This is a genomic window from Streptomyces sp. NPDC096324, from assembly GCF_044763015.1.
Lineage (GTDB): Bacteria > Actinomycetota > Actinomycetes > Streptomycetales > Streptomycetaceae > Streptomyces.
Genome location: NZ_JBIWFK010000009.1, coordinates 371,912 through 387,266, shown reverse-complemented (window position 1 = coordinate 387,266; position 15,355 = coordinate 371,912). Strand labels below are relative to the sequence as shown.

At 71.5% G+C, this 15,355-nt stretch carries 11 protein-coding genes; 6 read left to right on the top strand and 5 right to left on the bottom strand.

All coding sequences use genetic code 11. The features are described from left to right. Positions 1–264 precede the first annotated feature (264 nt). The 5 genes from ACIQ7M_RS26660 to ACIQ7M_RS26640 all read left to right on the top strand — a co-directional run bounded on the left by ACIQ7M_RS26660 (position 265) and on the right by ACIQ7M_RS26640 (position 6,279). Positions 265–1,920 carry an FAD-binding dehydrogenase gene (locus tag ACIQ7M_RS26660; protein WP_403648771.1) on the top strand — a complete coding sequence of 552 codons (1,656 nt, stop codon included), beginning with the start codon at positions 265–267 and terminating at the stop codon, positions 1,918–1,920. Between the two features lie 253 nt (positions 1,921–2,173). Beyond that, positions 2,174–3,124: a hypothetical protein gene (locus ACIQ7M_RS26655; RefSeq protein ID WP_403648768.1), complete on the top strand. Its 951-nt coding sequence runs from the start codon at positions 2,174–2,176 to the stop codon at positions 3,122–3,124. A 40-nt stretch (positions 3,125–3,164) separates the two neighbouring features. Then, a complete protein-coding gene (locus tag ACIQ7M_RS26650; RefSeq protein ID WP_403648765.1) occupies positions 3,165–4,730 on the top strand; it encodes an APC family permease in 1,566 nt (521 codons plus the stop codon). A 216-nt stretch (positions 4,731–4,946) separates the two neighbouring features. Next, a complete protein-coding gene (locus ACIQ7M_RS26645; RefSeq protein ID WP_386988831.1) occupies positions 4,947–5,660 on the top strand; it encodes a molybdopterin-dependent oxidoreductase in 714 nt (237 codons plus the stop codon). After that, on the top strand, positions 5,644–6,279 hold the full coding sequence (locus ACIQ7M_RS26640; RefSeq protein WP_403648762.1) for a cytochrome b/b6 domain-containing protein: 636 nt from the start codon (positions 5,644–5,646) through the stop codon (positions 6,277–6,279). Before ACIQ7M_RS26645 ends, ACIQ7M_RS26640 begins: the two co-directional genes overlap by 17 nt. 142 nt (positions 6,280–6,421) lie before the next feature. Here the strand turns inward: ACIQ7M_RS26640 and ACIQ7M_RS26635 are convergent, their stop codons facing one another. Both ACIQ7M_RS26635 and ACIQ7M_RS26630 read right to left on the bottom strand, forming a co-directional pair. Further along, a complete protein-coding gene (locus ACIQ7M_RS26635; RefSeq protein WP_355764354.1) occupies positions 6,422–7,819 on the bottom strand; it encodes a gluconate:H+ symporter in 1,398 nt (465 codons plus the stop codon). 151 nt (positions 7,820–7,970) lie between these two features. Beyond that, positions 7,971–8,498, bottom strand: coding sequence for a gluconokinase (locus tag ACIQ7M_RS26630; RefSeq protein ID WP_403648758.1), 528 nt, complete (start codon positions 8,496–8,498; stop codon positions 7,971–7,973). Between the two features lie 130 nt (positions 8,499–8,628). Between ACIQ7M_RS26630 and ACIQ7M_RS26625 the strand changes: the two genes are divergently transcribed. Further along, positions 8,629–9,330 (top strand): FadR/GntR family transcriptional regulator, encoded by a 702-nt coding sequence (locus tag ACIQ7M_RS26625; RefSeq protein ID WP_355764352.1) that lies wholly within the window; start codon positions 8,629–8,631, stop codon positions 9,328–9,330. A 14-nt stretch (positions 9,331–9,344) separates the two neighbouring features. On the opposite strand, the gene ACIQ7M_RS26620 is transcribed toward ACIQ7M_RS26625, so the two are convergent. The 3 genes from ACIQ7M_RS26620 to ACIQ7M_RS26610 form a co-directional block, all read right to left on the bottom strand. Next, a complete protein-coding gene (locus ACIQ7M_RS26620) occupies positions 9,345–9,719 on the bottom strand; it encodes a YchJ family protein (protein ID WP_386986578.1) in 375 nt (124 codons plus the stop codon). A gap of 4 nt (positions 9,720–9,723) precedes the next feature. Continuing rightward, positions 9,724–11,151, bottom strand: coding sequence for a M1 family metallopeptidase (locus tag ACIQ7M_RS26615; RefSeq protein WP_389848396.1), 1,428 nt, complete (start codon positions 11,149–11,151; stop codon positions 9,724–9,726). Between the two features lie 73 nt (positions 11,152–11,224). Next, positions 11,225–15,100 (bottom strand): Pls/PosA family non-ribosomal peptide synthetase, encoded by a 3,876-nt coding sequence (locus ACIQ7M_RS26610; RefSeq protein ID WP_403648753.1) that lies wholly within the window; start codon positions 15,098–15,100, stop codon positions 11,225–11,227. Positions 15,101–15,355: the final 255 nt, after the last annotated feature.

Below are 15,355 nucleotides of genomic sequence, written 5' to 3'. Positions count from 1 at the left end.
CCAGTGTTGCGTATCCCGCCGACTGTAGTGCCATGGTCCGCGCGCCCGCCCTCGGGAACAACCGGAACCAGGCAGTTGACTCGGTCACCTTTCTTGCCGAGGATTCGGACCCATCAGTAACAAGTGCTGGTCGGGCGCATGGTCGACCAGCACCAATGTCTCACCAACCAGCGACGCCGCCGATCGGTTCGTGACAAACGTCATCAAGTCGTCCCCGTGACGCCGACCCGATCAGACCCGTCGGAATGCCGAGAGGACGGGCCCATGGCCTACGACGCAGATGTGATCGTCATCGGAGCGGGCCTCGCGGGGCTCGCGGCGACCGCGGAGCTCGTCGACGCCGGCCGCAAGGTGATCCTTGTGGACCAGGAGCCCGAGCAGTCGATCGGAGGCCAGGCGCACTGGTCCTTCGGCGGACTCTTCTTCGTCGACTCGCCCGAACAGCGCCGCATGCGGATCAAGGACACGCACGAGCTGGCCCTCCAGGACTGGATGGGCACGGCCGGTTTCGACCGGCCCGAGGACCACTGGCCGCGCCGCTGGGCCGAGGCCTACGTCGACTTCGCGGCCGGCGAGAAGCGGCCCTGGCTGCACGCGCAGGGCGTGCGCTTCTTCCCTGTGGTGGGCTGGGCCGAGCGCGGCGGCTACGACGCCAACGGGCACGGCAACTCGGTGCCGCGCTTCCACATCACCTGGGGGACCGGGCCCGGCCTCGTCGCGCCCTTCGAGCGCCGGGTACGGGAAGGGGTGGCCCGCGGACTGGTCGAGCTGCGCTTCCGGCACCGGGTCACCGGACTGTCCCGCAGCGCGGGCTCCGTCGACACCGTCACCGGGGAGGTCCTGGAGCCGTCCGGCATCGAGCGCGGCCAGGCCAGCAGCCGCACGGTCACCGGCGCCTTCGAGCTCAAGGCCCAGGCCGTGATCGTCACCTCCGGCGGCATCGGCGGCAACCACGACCTCGTGCGCGCCAACTGGCCCGAACGCCTCGGCACCCCGCCCGAGCGGATGATCTCCGGCGTCCCCGCGCACGTCGACGGCGCCATGCTCGGCATCGCGGAGGAGACCGGCGCCCGGCTCATCAACCGCGACCGCATGTGGCACTACACCGAGGGCATCCAGAACTGGAACCCCATATGGGACAAGCACGGCATCCGCATCCTGCCGGGCCCGTCCTCCCTCTGGCTGGACGCGCGGGGCAACCGGCTGCCGGTGCCGCTCTTCCCGGGCTTCGACACGCTCGGCACCCTCGAACACATCATGAAGACGGGTTACGACTACACCTGGTTCGTGCTCGACCAGAAGATCATCGGCAAGGAGTTCGCGCTCTCCGGCTCCGAGCAGAACCCCGACCTGACCGGCAAGTCGATCCGCGGCGTCCTCGGCCGGGCCCGCGCGGACGTGCCCGGACCGGTCAAGGCGTTCATGGACAACGGTGTCGACTTCGTCGTCGAGAAGGATCTCGGCGCGCTGGTGCGCGGGATGAACGCGCTGACCGAGAAGCCCCTCATCGACGAGGCGGCGCTGCGCCACGAGATCGTCGCCCGCGACCGGGAGATCGCCAACCCGTTCACCAAGGACCTCCAGGTCATGTCGATCCGCGGGGCCCGCAACTACCTCGGCGACAAGCTGATCCGCACGGCGAGCCCGCACCGCATCCTCGACCCCGCGGCCGGACCGCTGATCGCGGTGCGGCTCAACATCCTCACCCGCAAGACCCTCGGCGGACTGGAGACGGACCTCTCCTCGCGGGTGCTGGCCGACGGCGGCGACCCGCTGGAGGGTGTGTACGCGGCCGGTGAGGCCGCCGGTTTCGGCGGCGGCGGAGTCCATGGATACCGGTCGCTGGAGGGCACCTTCCTCGGCGGCTGCCTCTTCTCCGGCCGCACGGCGGGCCGGGCGGCGGCCGAGGCGGTGAGCTGATCGCTCGCCCCGGGCGGCCGTTGTCATCAGGACAGTGGCGGCCGCCCGCGGCTCGGCGACAGAGGGAACCGCCAAGTCGGGCGGACAAGGCGCCTGTTCAGGACTTTGCGGGACGCTGTGCAGGTAACTGGTGTGTACAAGTGGACAGTTGACACGTGTAGTGGGCCCGCTCGAGCTTGACTTGAACCCGTGGCTCCGGGTTTGCTGTGCGTGATCACCCATTGACGAACCGCGCCTGTGAGGTTGAGCAGCGGTGTCACCACCCCCACCTCCGCTGGGCCGCGGCCGCAAGCGGGCGTCCCAGACCTTCGACGCCGCTCTCGACGACGCCGAACTCGTCACCGCACGTGCCGCGTTGAACCAGGGTCGGTGGACAGACGTCCGGGCGCTGCTCGCGGCGACCGGCGACGACTGGGACCGCCGAGGGCACCGCGTCACCGTCCTCGCCCAGGAGCCCGCGACGCTCGCCTGGGCCCGCGACTGGCAGCTCGCCGAACCGGAATCCGCCGACGCCGCCGTCCTCCTCGGCTGTGCCTCCGTGGAACGCGCCCTGCGCGGCAAGGAGCGCCCGGACGGTGCCCGCGAGGCCTGCCGCCGGGCGGCGGACCTCGCCCCCGACGACCCCACTCCCTGGCTCGGTCTCCTCCTCCTGGAACGCTCGCTCGGGGCCGAGGACGACGTGGTCCGCCTCTTCGACGAGGTGCGCCACCGGCACGCCGTCCATCACCACGCGCACCATCTGATGGTCGCGAGGCTCGCCGAGCGCCGCGCCGAGGCGGGCCAGGACCCGCTGCACGAGGTGTACGACTTCGCCAACTGGTCGGCCGAGCAGGCGCCCGCCGACTCGCCGCTCGCGATCCTCCCGGTCGTCGCGCACGCCGAACGCTTCCGGGTGCTCGCCGGCGCCGGGAGCGAGCCCGCCGACCCGGCCGCCTCCGGGCACTGGGCCGGGCGCCGGGCCCGCCAGGTGATGAAGGCCGCCTTCGACTGGTGGCTGGAGTGGGAGCAGACCGACCACCCGCGCCGCCTGGTCGACCTCAACTTCCTCGCCCACGCCAAGATCTGCGAGGGCCGGGACGGCGAGGCCGCCGCCCTGTTCCTCCGGATCGCGGACCACCCGACCGCGGCGCCGTGGTCGTACCCGGACCGCGACGGACACCAAGCCTTCCGTGCCGCGCGCGACCGCGTGCTCGGCACGGTGTGAACGCCCCCGAAGAACAGCCATCCGAAAGGACGACCCCGCGATGACGACGGGCAGTTCGAGCACATCGAGTACGTCGAGCACGGGAAGACCCGACGCCGAGAGCGCCGGCATCAGCACGTTCAAGGGGCAGGACCGGGCCCTGCGGGCCGGCCGGCTGGGCACGGCGGGACTGCTGCTGTCCGTTCTCGCGGCGACCGCCCCGCTCATGGTGGTAGCGGGTGTCATGCCCGCCACATTCGCGGTGATGGGTATCGTCGGGCAGCCGCTGCTCTTCGTCATCCTCGGGATCGTCCTGGTGCTCTTCAGCGTCGGGTACGCCGAGATGAGCCGGCACGTCCACAATGCGGGCGCCTTCTACGCGTACATCTCGCGCGGACTCGGTGGCACCCCGGGCGCGGGCGCCGCCGCGGTCGCCCTCGTCGCCTACAGCGCACTCCAGGTCGGCATCTACGGCCTCTTCGGCTACGAGGTCTCCGGGTTGTTCGCCACCTACCTCGACACCGAAGTCGTCTGGTGGATACCGGCGTTGGCCGCCGTGCTCGTCGTGGGCGCGCTCGCCTGGCTGAAGATCGACGTCAACGCCTGGGTCCTCGGCGTCCTGCTCGTCATCGAGGTGACCCTCGTCGTCGTCTTCGACGTCGCCGCCGTCGGTGATCCCGCCAAGGCGGGCCTGTCGCTGCACGCCTTCAACCCCGACACCCTCACCGGGGCGGGCGTCGGCACCGCGCTGTGCTTCTGCATCGCCGCCTTCACCGGCTTCGAACAGGCCCCGGTCTACGCCGAGGAGACCAGCCGCCCGCACATCCTCGTGCCGCGCGTCATGTTCCTCGCGATCGGTTTCGTCGCCGTCTTCTTCGCGATCAGCTCCTGGGCGCTCACCGTCGCCACCGGACCCTCCGCGATCGTGGGCACCTCCCAGAAGCAGAGCGCCGGACTGCTGTTCTTCCTCACCGAGTCACGCCTCGGCTCCACGTTCACCGACGTCCTGCACGTCCTCTTCGTGACCGGCATGTTCGCGGCGCTGCTCAGCTTCCACAACGTCGTCGCGCGGTACGCCTTCGCCATGGGCCGCGAGGGTCTGCTGCCCGCCGCCTTCGGCCGCACCTCGGAGGCCAGCGGAGCCCCCGGCACCGGCTCGCTCCTGCACACCGTCGTCTCCCTGGTCGTGGTCGGTGGCTTCGCCCTGTCCGACGACAAGCCGACCGGTGACGCGACCGTGCCCGTGCTCCGGCTCTTCACCTGGGGCGGCAACGTCGGAGCGCTCGGCGTCACCCTCCTGATGGCGGCCGCCTCCCTCTCGGTCATCGTGTTCTTCGTCCGCCGCGGCGCGGCCCGCGCCCAGTCCTGGCGCCTGGTCACCTCCGCGATCGCGGGCATCGCCCTGCTGGTCATCGCGGTCTACACCGTCAAGGACTTCGACGTCCTCGTCGGCTCGGGTCCGGACTCCGTCCTGAACGTGCTGCTGCCCGCCGTCATCGGGGTCGCGCTGATCGTCGGACTCGTTCAGGGGCTGCTCCTGCGCTCCCGCAAGCCCGAGGCGCACGCCCGGATCGGCCTCGGCAACGAGGCGTTCCAGTTGGACAAGGCGGCCGAGTCAACCTCCTGATGAGGCCCTGTCGTCCTCTCCGGGGCCGATCTCGGCGGCCCGTAGGTAAGAAGAGATGACGGAACGCTGACGAGCACCCGCGACCGCTGGCCTTTTGGGGGTCGCGGGTGCTCGAATCAAGGGGTGAACACTGAACGGCCCGGGAAACCCGACGACCACGGGGAACGTGACGAGCTCCGGGAACCCGACGAGCACCGGGAACGGGACGAACACGAGGTGTCCGGCGAGCGCGGCAGGCCCATCGGCCGCCGGGTACTGCTCGGCACGCTCGGACTCGGTGCCCTCGGCGTCCTGACCGCCCCCGCGCTCCAGCGCGCGACGGACGCCTTCCTCGCCGGCGCCTCCCAGAAGGACCCCACCGGTCTGACGGGACTGCTGCCCAACGGCGGCGGCTTCCGCTACTACTCGGTGGCGGCCTCCGTCCCCCACAAGAACGAGACGAACTACCGCCTCACCGTCGACGGCCTGGTCGACCACCCCACCAGCTACACCCTCGCCGACCTGCGCGCCCTGCCCCAGACCCGGCTGGTCCACGACGTCCAGTGCGTCACCGGCTGGCGGGTGCCGAGCACCCCCTTCGAGGGCGTACGCCTGTCGGACCTCCTCGACGCCGCGGGAGTGCACCACACGGCCGGCGCCATCCGGTTCACCTGCTTCGACGGGACGTACACGGAGAGCCTCACCCTGCGCCAGGCCCGGCGCCCGGACGTCCTGGTGGCCCTGCGCATGCAGGACAAGCCCGTCGGCCACAACCACGGCGGTCCCGTCCGCCTCTATGTGGCCCCGATGTACTTCTACAAGTCCGCCAAGTGGCTCTCCGGCATCACCGTCACGAAGGACGTCCGTCCCGGGTACTGGGAGGACCGGGGATACGACGTCGACGCCTGGGTCGGCCGTTCGAACGGACGTGACGATGACCCCACGAGCTGACGAGTCCCCGGCCGTGGCCGCGCACTCCTCCCACGTACGCCGCTTCACCCGCGCCGAGCACTGGGTCCACCGCGTCACCGCCCTGCTGATGGGCCTGTGCGTGGCCACCGCGGCCTGCCTCTACATCCCCCAGTTCGCCGAACTCGTCGGCCGCCGCGAACTCGTCGTCCGGGTCCACGAGATCGCCGGAGTGATGCTTCCGCTGCCGGTTCTCGCGGGCCTCGCCTCGCGCGCGTTCCGCCGGGATCTGGGCTTCCTCAACCGCTTCGGCCCGCACGACCGCGTGTGGCTGCGGGCGGCCCTGCACCGCGACAAGGACCCCGAGTCCCGCCCGGCGGGCAAGTTCAACGCCGGACAGAAGGTCTACGCCGCCTGGATCGCGGGGGCGACGCTCGTGATGCTCGGCACCGGTCTGCTGATGTGGTTCACCCATCTCACCCCGCTGATGTGGCGCACGTCGGCGACCTTCGTCCACGACTGGCTGGCCCTCACCGTCGGCATCGTCCTCGCGGGCCACGTCGGTATGGCGCTCGGCGACCCGGAGGCCCGGCGGGGCCTGCGCACGGGATCGGTGAGCCGCGAGTGGGCCGACCGCGAACATCCGCTGTGGCGGCCGTGAGCGGCCGCTGACGACGAGCCCGCCGTGAGCACCCGCCGCCGGAGGCGAGAACGGGCCGCAGGGAGAACCGTCTCAGGTTCTCCCCGCGGCCCGTTCGCCCTTCCGCCCTGCCGTGACAGGAACGGCCCGGCGGAAGAGCCGGCTAGATGACGAGCGACAGCAGCAGCACCAGCGCCCCGGCCACCACCGAGATGATCGTCTCCATGACGGACCAGGTCTTGACGGTCTGGCCGACGTCCAGGCCGAAGTACTCCTTCACCAGCCAGAAACCGGCGTCGTTGACGTGGCTGAAGAAGAGCGAACCCGCGCCGATCGCGAGGACGAGCAGCGACGTGTGGGCGGTCGACATGTCGGCCGCGAGCGGCGCGACCAGACCGGCCGCCGAGATGGTGGCGACGGTCGCCGAACCGGTCGCGAGCCGGATCGCCACCGCGATCAGCCAGGCCAGCAGCAGCGCGGGGATCGACCAGTCCTTGGAGATCTCCAGGATCATCTGGCCCACACCGGAGTCGATCAGCGTCTGCTTGAATCCGCCGCCCGCGCCGACGATGAGCAGGATGCCGGCGATGGGCGCGAGGGACTTCTCGGTGGTCGCCGCGATCCGGTCCTTGGTGAAGCCCGCCGCCCGGCCCAGCGTGAACATGCCCACGATCACGGCCGCGAGCAGCGCGATCAGCGGCGCTCCGACGATGTCGAAGACGCGCTGCGTCATGTCCGTCGGGTCGTCGACGACGATGTCCACCAGCGCCTTGGCCAGCATCAGCACCACCGGGAGCAGCATGGTGGCGAGGGTCGCGCCGAAGCTCGGACGCTTCTCCAGGTCCTCCGAGGCACGCGCCGGGACCATGCGGTCGGGAGCCTGGACGTCCACCCAGCGGGCCGCGTACCGCGAGAACACCGGACCCGCGATGATCACCGTCGGGACGGCGACCAGGACACCGAGCGCGAGGGTGAGGCCCAGGTTCGCCTTGACCGCGTCGATCGCGACCAGCGGACCGGGGTGCGGGGGAATCAGACCGTGCATCACCGACAGGCCCGCGAGCGCCGGGATACCGATGCGCATCAGCGAGTAGTTGCCGCGCTTGGCGACCATCAGGACCACCGGGATCAGCAGCACGATGCCGACCTCGAAGAACAGCGGCAGGCCGATCACCGAGGCGATCAGCACCATCGCCCAAGGCATCGCGCGACCGCCCGCCTTGGCGAGGATCGTGTCGACGATCTGGTCGGCGCCGCCCGAGTCGGCGAGCAGTTTGCCGAGGATCGCGCCGAGGGCGATCAGGACACCCACACCGGCCACCGTCGAGCCCAGTCCGGTGGTGAAACTGAGGATGGTCTTGTCGAGCGGGGCGCCGGCGAACGCGCCGAGGGCCAGCGAGCCGATGGTCAGGGCGAGAAAGGCGTGCAGCTTGAACCGGGTGATGAGCAGGACGATGACGGCGATGCCCGCCAGCACGGCTATGCCCAGTTGAGCGTGGCCCGCCGAGGTGATCGGTTCGACGGCGTCCGCTGCCAGCATCTCGACACTGAGTCTGGTCACGGTTGTTCCCTTGCTTGAGAAAAGGACACGGGGAGGGTGGTGAGCGCTGCCGCCCGGGCGACAGCGTTGTCACGGGTACGGGTACGGGTACCGGTATGGGGTACGGCGTCGGGAGCCCCGGGGTGCTGAGGCCGGGCCGAGGCCGGGGGCGCTACGGCCGGGGCGGTTCGAGAGCGCCGAGCGCCGCGACGGCCCGCTCGGTGATCTCGGCGGGCCCGCCGGAGACGTCGACCTCGACCCCCGCCTCGTCCGCCGCCAGCGGCTGGAGCGTGGCGAACTGCGAGTCCAGGAGCGCCGTGGGCATGAAGTGCCCCTTGCGGTGCGACATCCGGTCCTCGATGAGCTCGCGGTCGCCGGACAGATGCACGAAGACGACCCCGGGCGCGGCCGCGCGCAGCCGGTCCCGGTAGACGCGCTTGAGCGCCGAGCTGCTGACCACACCGCCGAGCCCCGCCCGGCCGTGCGCCCAGTGCCCGATGGCGTCCAGCCACGGCCACCGGTCGTCGTCGGTCAGCGGCGTCCCGGCCGTCATCTTGGCGATGTTGGCCTGCGGGTGGAAGTCGTCGCCCTCGGCGTACGGCACGCCGAGCCGGGCCGCGAGCAGCGGGCCGATGGTGGTCTTCCCGGTGCCTGCGACGCCCATGACCACGACGACATGGGGGGTGGGACTGTGCTGCATCACGCTCTCGCTGTCTTCGTCGACATCTGATGTCGACGCCACTGAAACGCATTAGGTACGACGAATTCAAGAGTGTGTGACATATAAGTCTGACTTTTTGTTCGTGACGTAAGCCTCGTACCCTGACCCCATGACCACACGGGGCCGGGGACTGCACGGACACGTACTCGAAAGCCTCGGGCCGGCGATCACGGCGGGCGACTACCCGCCCGGCAGCGTGCTACGCACCGACGAACTCGCCCAGCGCTTCGAGGTGTCCCGCTCCGTCATGCGCGAAGCGGTCCGGGTCCTCGAGTCCATGTACCTGGTCGAGTCCCGCCGCCGCGTGGGCGTGACGGTCCGCCCCAAGTCCGAGTGGAACGTCTACGACCCCCAGGTCATCCGCTGGCGGCTGGCCGGCGCCGACCGTCCCCACCAGCTCCGCTCCCTCACCGTCCTGCGCTCGGCGATCGAACCCGTCGCCGCGGGACTGGCCGCACGGCACGCCACCCCCGAGCAGTGCGCGGAACTCACCGAGTGCGCGCTCGGCATGGTCGCCACCTCACGCGGGCACCAGCTCGAGGGCTATCTCGTCCACGACGTCGCCTTCCACCGGGTGATCCTCAAGGCGTCCGGCAACGAGATGTTCGCCCGCCTCGGGGACGTCGTCGCCGAGGTCCTGTCCGGCCGCACCCATCACGACGTCATGTTCGAGGACCCCGACCCCGCCGCCGTCACCCTGCACGTCCAGCTCGCCGAAGCCGTCCGCGAGGGCGACGCCGCGCGCGCCGAGGAACTCACCCGCGAGATCACCGTCGGCGCACTCCAGGAACTGGACGTCCTGGCCCCCTGACGGACCGCCCGAGGTCAGTCCAGGAACTCCCCGTCCACATACACCCAGGCCCCGTCCACCCGCTCGAACCGGCTCCGCTCGTGCAGCGAACCACCCCGGTAGGAGGCCCGGAAGGTCACGGTCCCGGTGGTGTGGAACGCCGAGCCCTGACCGGTGTCCAGGATCTCCAGGCCGGTCCACCGCGTCCCCGGGTCGAACTCCACCCGGGCCGGCCGCGTCCGGGGATGCCAGGTCCGCAGCAGGTACCCCTCGTCCTCCTTCACGAAGGCGCAGTAACGCGACCGCATCAGCGCCTCGGCACTCGGCGCCGCGGCCTCGCCGCGATGGAAGCGCCCGCAGCAGCGCACGTACGGTCCGGGGAGCCCGCAAGGGCAGGAACGGCTGGTCATCGCGTCATTCTCCCCGGACCCGCGCCGGGTCCGCGCCCGGCGGCGGATAGGTGGGCGGATAGGCGGGCCTGGCCGGCACCCGCGGTGCGGCGTTCGGCAGGTGCGCGGCCGCCTCCGGCAGCGGCGGCAGCGCCGTCTCGTACAGCCACGCCGTGAAGAGATCGTCCAGCGGCTCGGCCGCGTGGCGCGAGACGTGCCCGGTGAAGACGGACGTCGTGACCGTGCCGCCCCGGTGCAGCGTCGCCCAGCCGCGCAGCATGCGGAAGAAGGCCTCGTCGCCCATCGCGCACCGGATCGCGTGCACCGTGAGCCCGCCGCGCTGGTAGAGCCGGTCGTCGAACATCAGCTTGCGGCCCGGGTCCGCCAGCAGCAGATCCTGCGGCAGCGCGGCCAGCTTCCGGTGCGCGGCGGCGGCGAGCTGACGGGCCGGGCGCCCGCCGGAACGCTCCGACCACAGCCACTCGGCGTACTTCGCCAGCCCCTCGTTCAGCCAGATGTGCCGCCAGTCCGCGATGGTCACACTGTTGCCGAACCACTGGTGCGCCAGCTCGTGCGCGATCAGCCGCTCCGAACCCCGCGCCCCGTCCACATGATTGGCGCCGAACAGCGAGAGACCCTGGGCCTCGACCGGGACGTCGAGCTCCTCCTCGGTCACCACCACCGCGTACTCGCCGAACGGATACGGCCCGAAGAGATCCTGGAACAGCTCCATCATCGCGGGCTGCCGCGCGAAGTCGCGGGAGAACTCGGGCAGAAGCTGCGCGGGCAGATGCCCGGACTGCGGTACGCCGGACAGGCCCGGATCGCCGAGCAGCACCGTCTGGTACTTCCCGATCGACAGGCCCACCAGATAGCTGGAGGTCGGCGCGGGCTGCTCGTACACCCAGGTCGTCGTCGACGCCTTCGTCGTCCGCGTCAGCAGACGCCCGCCCGCCACCACCGCGTACGCGGACGGCGTGGTCACCGAGATCTGGTACGCGGCCTTGTCGGCCGGCCGGTCGTTGCACGGATACCAGGACGGCGAACCGACCGGCTGGCTCGCCACCAGCGCCCCGTCCTCCAGCTCCTCCCAGCCGATCCCGCCCCAAGGGCTGCCGACCGGCTTCGGATTGCCCGACCAGTGCACCTCGACGGTGAACGCGGCGCCCGCCCGCACCGGCTTCGGCGGACGGATCCGCAGCCTGCCGCCCCGGTGCGTGTAGTGCGGGGCCTTGCCGTCGACACGGACCCGGCCGATCCGGAAGTCGGCCAGGTTGAGCTGGAACTCGGCCAGCGCGGAACGGCCCGCTATCGCGTTGATCCGCGCGGTGCCGGAGAGCCGGTTCGGGCCGGGGCGGTAGTCCAGCGCGAGCTCGTACCGGTGCACCCGGTAACGGGAATCACCGTTCGCCGGGAAATAGGGGTCCGGTCCCGCTGTCTGCTGAACGCTCACTGCTGCGACTGCTCCCTGCCCTGTGCTCGACTCTCCGCTGTACCGCCCTTCCTGTCCGATCGGGTCACGTCTGCTACGAACGCCAGGCCTCGATCGGGTTGCCCAGCCAGCGGGTGTCGTCGGGAACGGACTCCGCCGCCATCACCAGCGACGCGGGACCCAGAGTGGAGCGGGCCCCGATCGTGCTGCCGGGCAGGACGATTCCGCCCGGACCCAGAGTGGCGCCCTCACGGAGGACCACAGTATCCGTCCGCAAGATCCGGTCGTGGAAGAGGTGGGTCTGCAGGACACAGCCCCGGTTGACCGTCGTCGCGTCCCCCAGCGTCACGAGATCCGACTCCGGCAGCCAGTAGCTCTCGACCCAGGCACCCCGCCCGATCCGGGCGCCGAGCCCCCGCAGCCACGCGGTCATCAGCGGCGTACCGGGCACGGATCCCGCCAGCCACGGCACGGCGACGACCTCCACGAAGGTGTCCGCCAGCTCGTTGCGCCACACGAAACCGCTCCACAGCGGGTGCTCACCGGCACGGTGCCGCCCCACCAGCAGCCACTTCGCCACGACGGAGACCAGACACCCGAGCACACCCACGGCGAGCAGCACCGCACCCGCGAACGCCCACGCCCACGGCCCCAGCGCGCACAGCGCGGCGACCGTCAGCACGGCCAGCGCCGCCGAACAGAACACCGGCACCAGCCGGCACAGCTCCACCAGACCACGCGCCCACAGCAGCCGGACCGGCGGCTCGTACGTACGGCTCTGATCGCCGCCCTGCGCCGCACGCGGCAGCTTCATCGGCGGCAGCCCCAGATACGAGCTGCCCTTCTTCGCCTTCTTCGGCGTCGCCGACAGCACCCCGACCAGACCGCCGTCCGGCACACTGCGGCCCGGAGCGGTCATCCCGGAATTGCCGAGGAACGCCCGCCGCCCGATCTCGGCCCGCCCGATACGCATCCAGCCGCCACCGAGCTCGTACGGAGCCGTCAGCGTGTCGTCCGCCAGGAACGCGCCGTCCCCGACCGTCGTCAGACTCGGCAGCGCGAGCACCGTCGACACCTCGGCGCCCCGGCCGATCCGCATCCCGAGCAGCCGCAGCCACACCGGCGTGATCAGCCCGGCGTACAAAGGGAACAGCGTCTCCCGGGAGCGGTCCATGAGCTGCGTGACGGTCCAGGCCTGCCAGCCGATCCGGCTGTGCGTCGGATGCGTGCCCTCGTGCAGTCCAAGACTCAGCAGCCGCACCGCGACCAGCAGCAGCAGCGCGTACGCGAGACCGAACGCCAGCGTCGCCGGAACCAGGGCGAGCGCCGCACCGCGCAGCGCCGCGCCGAGCCCGGCGTCCGCGCTCACGAACACCCGGGCCACCAGCAGCGCCGCGACGGCGGCCAGCACCGGCAGCGCGCTCAGCGCGAACCCGGTCGCGCCGTACATCACCCGCCAGGACGTGCCGCGCTGCGGCCGGTCCTTGGGCCACGCCCGCTTCGCCTTGCCGAGCTTGACCGCGGGCGCCCCCGCCCAGCGCTGCCCGGTCGGGATCTGGCCCGTCACGGCGGAACCCGGAGCCACCTCGGAGCGCTTGCCCACCCGGGACCCGGGGAACAGGATGCTGCGCGTCCCGACGACGGCACCGGCGCCCACCTTCACCGGGCCGATCTCCAGCCGGTCCCCGTCCAGCCAGTACCCGGACAGGTCCACCTCCGACTCGACGGCGGCACCCCGGCCCATCTTGAGCATGCCGGTGACCGGCGGCAGCGAGTGCAGATCCACGTCCTGGCCGACCTTGGCGCCCAGCGCACGGGCGTACCGCTCCAGCCAGGACCCCGTCAGCGAGTTCGCACCGCTGAACGCGGCCAGCCGCTCGGCCGTCCACAACCGCAGATGGACACTCCCGCCGCGCGGATACCGGCCGGCCCTCACACCGCGCAGCAGCAGCCGCGCACCGCCCGCGGCGACGGCGAGCCGTCCCGGCGGGCTGTACAGAACGAGCGCACCGGCAGCCACCAGCCACCACGAGGCGCCGGGCGCCCACGGGTAGGGGCCGAACCGGTGCAGGACGTTGCCGAGCGCGGTCAGCGCCACCGTCCAGCGCAGCCCGAGCAGGCAGAACAGCGGCAGCAGTACGACCAACTGGATCAGCTTGGCGCGCACCGGGACCGGCGCGATCACCCGCTCCGCGCCGTCGTCCTGACCCGATCTCTCCAGGTGCCGGGCCAGCTTGCGCAGCACCGGCTGCTGATAGATGTCGAGCACGGCGACGTTCGGATAGCGGGCGCGCAGCCGCGTCGTGAGCTGGGCGGCCGCGAGGCTGCTGCCGCCGATCGCGAAGAAGTCGTCGCCGGCCCCGCCGACGGGGATGCCGAGCACCTCGCTCCACTGCTCGGCGAGCCAGGCCTCGGTGCCGTAGAGCGCCTCCTTGGCCCCGCCGGTCTCCAGACCCTCCAGCGGCCAGGGCAGAGCGTTCCGGTCGACCTTGCCCGACGTCCGGGTCGGCAGGTCCTCGACCGGAGCGATCAGCGGAACCAGCGCGGCGGGCAGCTCGGCCCGCAGCTTCTGGACGGCGGCCGCCTGGTCCCAGCCCTCCTGGGTCACGACATAGCCGACGAGGAGCTGATTGCCGCCCCGCGCGGTCCGCACGGCCGCGGCGGCACCCGCGACACCGGGCAGCGCCTGGAGCGCCGCGTCCACCTCGCCGAGTTCGATCCGGCGTCCGCCGAGCTTGATCTGCTCGTCGGCCCGCCCGAGGAAGATCAGCCCCTCGGGTTCCGCCTTGACCAGGTCACCGCTGCGGTACGCCCGCTCCCAGCCCAGTGAGACGAGCGGCGCGTACTTCTCGGCGTCCTTCTCCGCGTCGAGATAGCGGGCGAGTCCGACCCCGCCGATCACGAGCTGGCCGCTGCCGCCCATCGGCACCGGCTCGCCCGCCTCGTCGACGACCGCGAGCTCCCAGCCGTTCAGCGGCAGCCCGATACGGATGGGCTCGTCGCCGGTCAGCAGCGCGGCGCAGGCCACGACGGTCGCCTCGGTCGGCCCGTACGTGTTCCACACCTCCCGGCCCTCGGTCACGAGGCGCTGGGTCAGCTCGGGCGGGCAGGCCTCGCCGCCGAAGATCAGCAGCCGGACCTCGTTGAGGGTCTCGGGCTCCCACAGGGCCGCGAGGGTCGGCACGGTGGAGACGACGGTGATCTCCTGCTCGACCAGCCAAGGGCCGAGGTCGGCGCCGCTGCGCACCTGGGAGCGCGGTACGGGCACCAGGCAGGCCCCGTAGCGCCAGGCCAGCCACATCTCCTCGCAGGAGGCGTCGAAGGCGACGGACAGGCCCGCCATGACCCGGTCGCCGGGGCCGATGGGCTCCTCGGTGAGGAAGAGGTCCGCCTCCGCGTCGACGAAGGCGGCGGCGCTGCGGTGGCTCACGGCGACGCCCTTGGGCTTGCCGGTGGAACCCGAGGTGAAGATGATCCACGCGTCGTGCTCGACGCCGGGCCGCCCGGCGGGGACCTCGGAGCGGCCGTTGACGGTCAGCTCGTGCCCGGCTCCGACGACCGCGCGTACACCGGCCTCGCCGAAGACCAGCTCGGCCCGCTCGTCGGGGTCCTCGGCGTCGACGGGGACGTAGGCGGCACCGGCGGCGAGGACGGCGAGGATCGCCACGTACAGCTCGTTCGTGCCGGACGGGACCCGCACGCCGACCCGGTCGCCGAGGCCGACCCCGGCCTCCGCGAGCCGCGACCGTACGACGTCCACCTCGGCGGCCAGGGCGCGGTAGGTGAGGGCGCGCCGGCCGTCGTCGAGGGCGGGCTCGTCCGGGTACGCCCGTACGGAGGCGTCGAGGATGTCGACGAGGGTGCGCGGCGAGGCGGCCGCGGCGGCGGAGAAGCGGGCCTGGTCACCGAATTCCGCGCGCACCTCGTCGTCGGACAACGCGAGCGCGGGGCCTTGCTGGAGGGCTGCCATCGGGTCCTCACGTGTTGTTCCCGGATACTCCGGGGAGCCGGTGGGCCCGCAGGTACGCCTGGGGATATTCCGGTCCAGCTCCGAACAAGCCTGCAATTTTAGTACGACGCTAGCTTCGGACCTGCGGATCAGCGATGCGAGGCGTCCCCGATGGGTTCCTCCGGCCCCTTCCTCCAGCGCTGTGACGTGGGCGGATGTCAGCGTGACGAGATCTGCCCCACATCTTTCCGTGACACCGTGAACACAGTGAGCGAG

Coding starts and splice junctions, on each gene's coding strand:
- ACIQ7M_RS26650 (WP_403648765.1), top strand. CDS start 3,165: ATGACGACGGGCAGTTCGAGCACATCGAGTACGTCGAGCACGGGAAGA.
- ACIQ7M_RS26620 (WP_386986578.1), bottom strand. CDS start 9,719: ATGACCAGCCGTTCCTGCCCTTGCGGGCTCCCCGGACCGTACGTGCGC.
- ACIQ7M_RS26610 (WP_403648753.1), bottom strand. CDS start 15,100: ATGGCAGCCCTCCAGCAAGGCCCCGCGCTCGCGTTGTCCGACGACGAG.
- ACIQ7M_RS26630 (WP_403648758.1), bottom strand. CDS start 8,498: ATGCAGCACAGTCCCACCCCCCATGTCGTCGTGGTCATGGGCGTCGCA.
- ACIQ7M_RS26660 (WP_403648771.1), top strand. CDS start 265: ATGGCCTACGACGCAGATGTGATCGTCATCGGAGCGGGCCTCGCGGGG.
- ACIQ7M_RS26640 (WP_403648762.1), top strand. CDS start 5,644: ATGACCCCACGAGCTGACGAGTCCCCGGCCGTGGCCGCGCACTCCTCC.
- ACIQ7M_RS26625 (WP_355764352.1), top strand. CDS start 8,629: ATGACCACACGGGGCCGGGGACTGCACGGACACGTACTCGAAAGCCTC.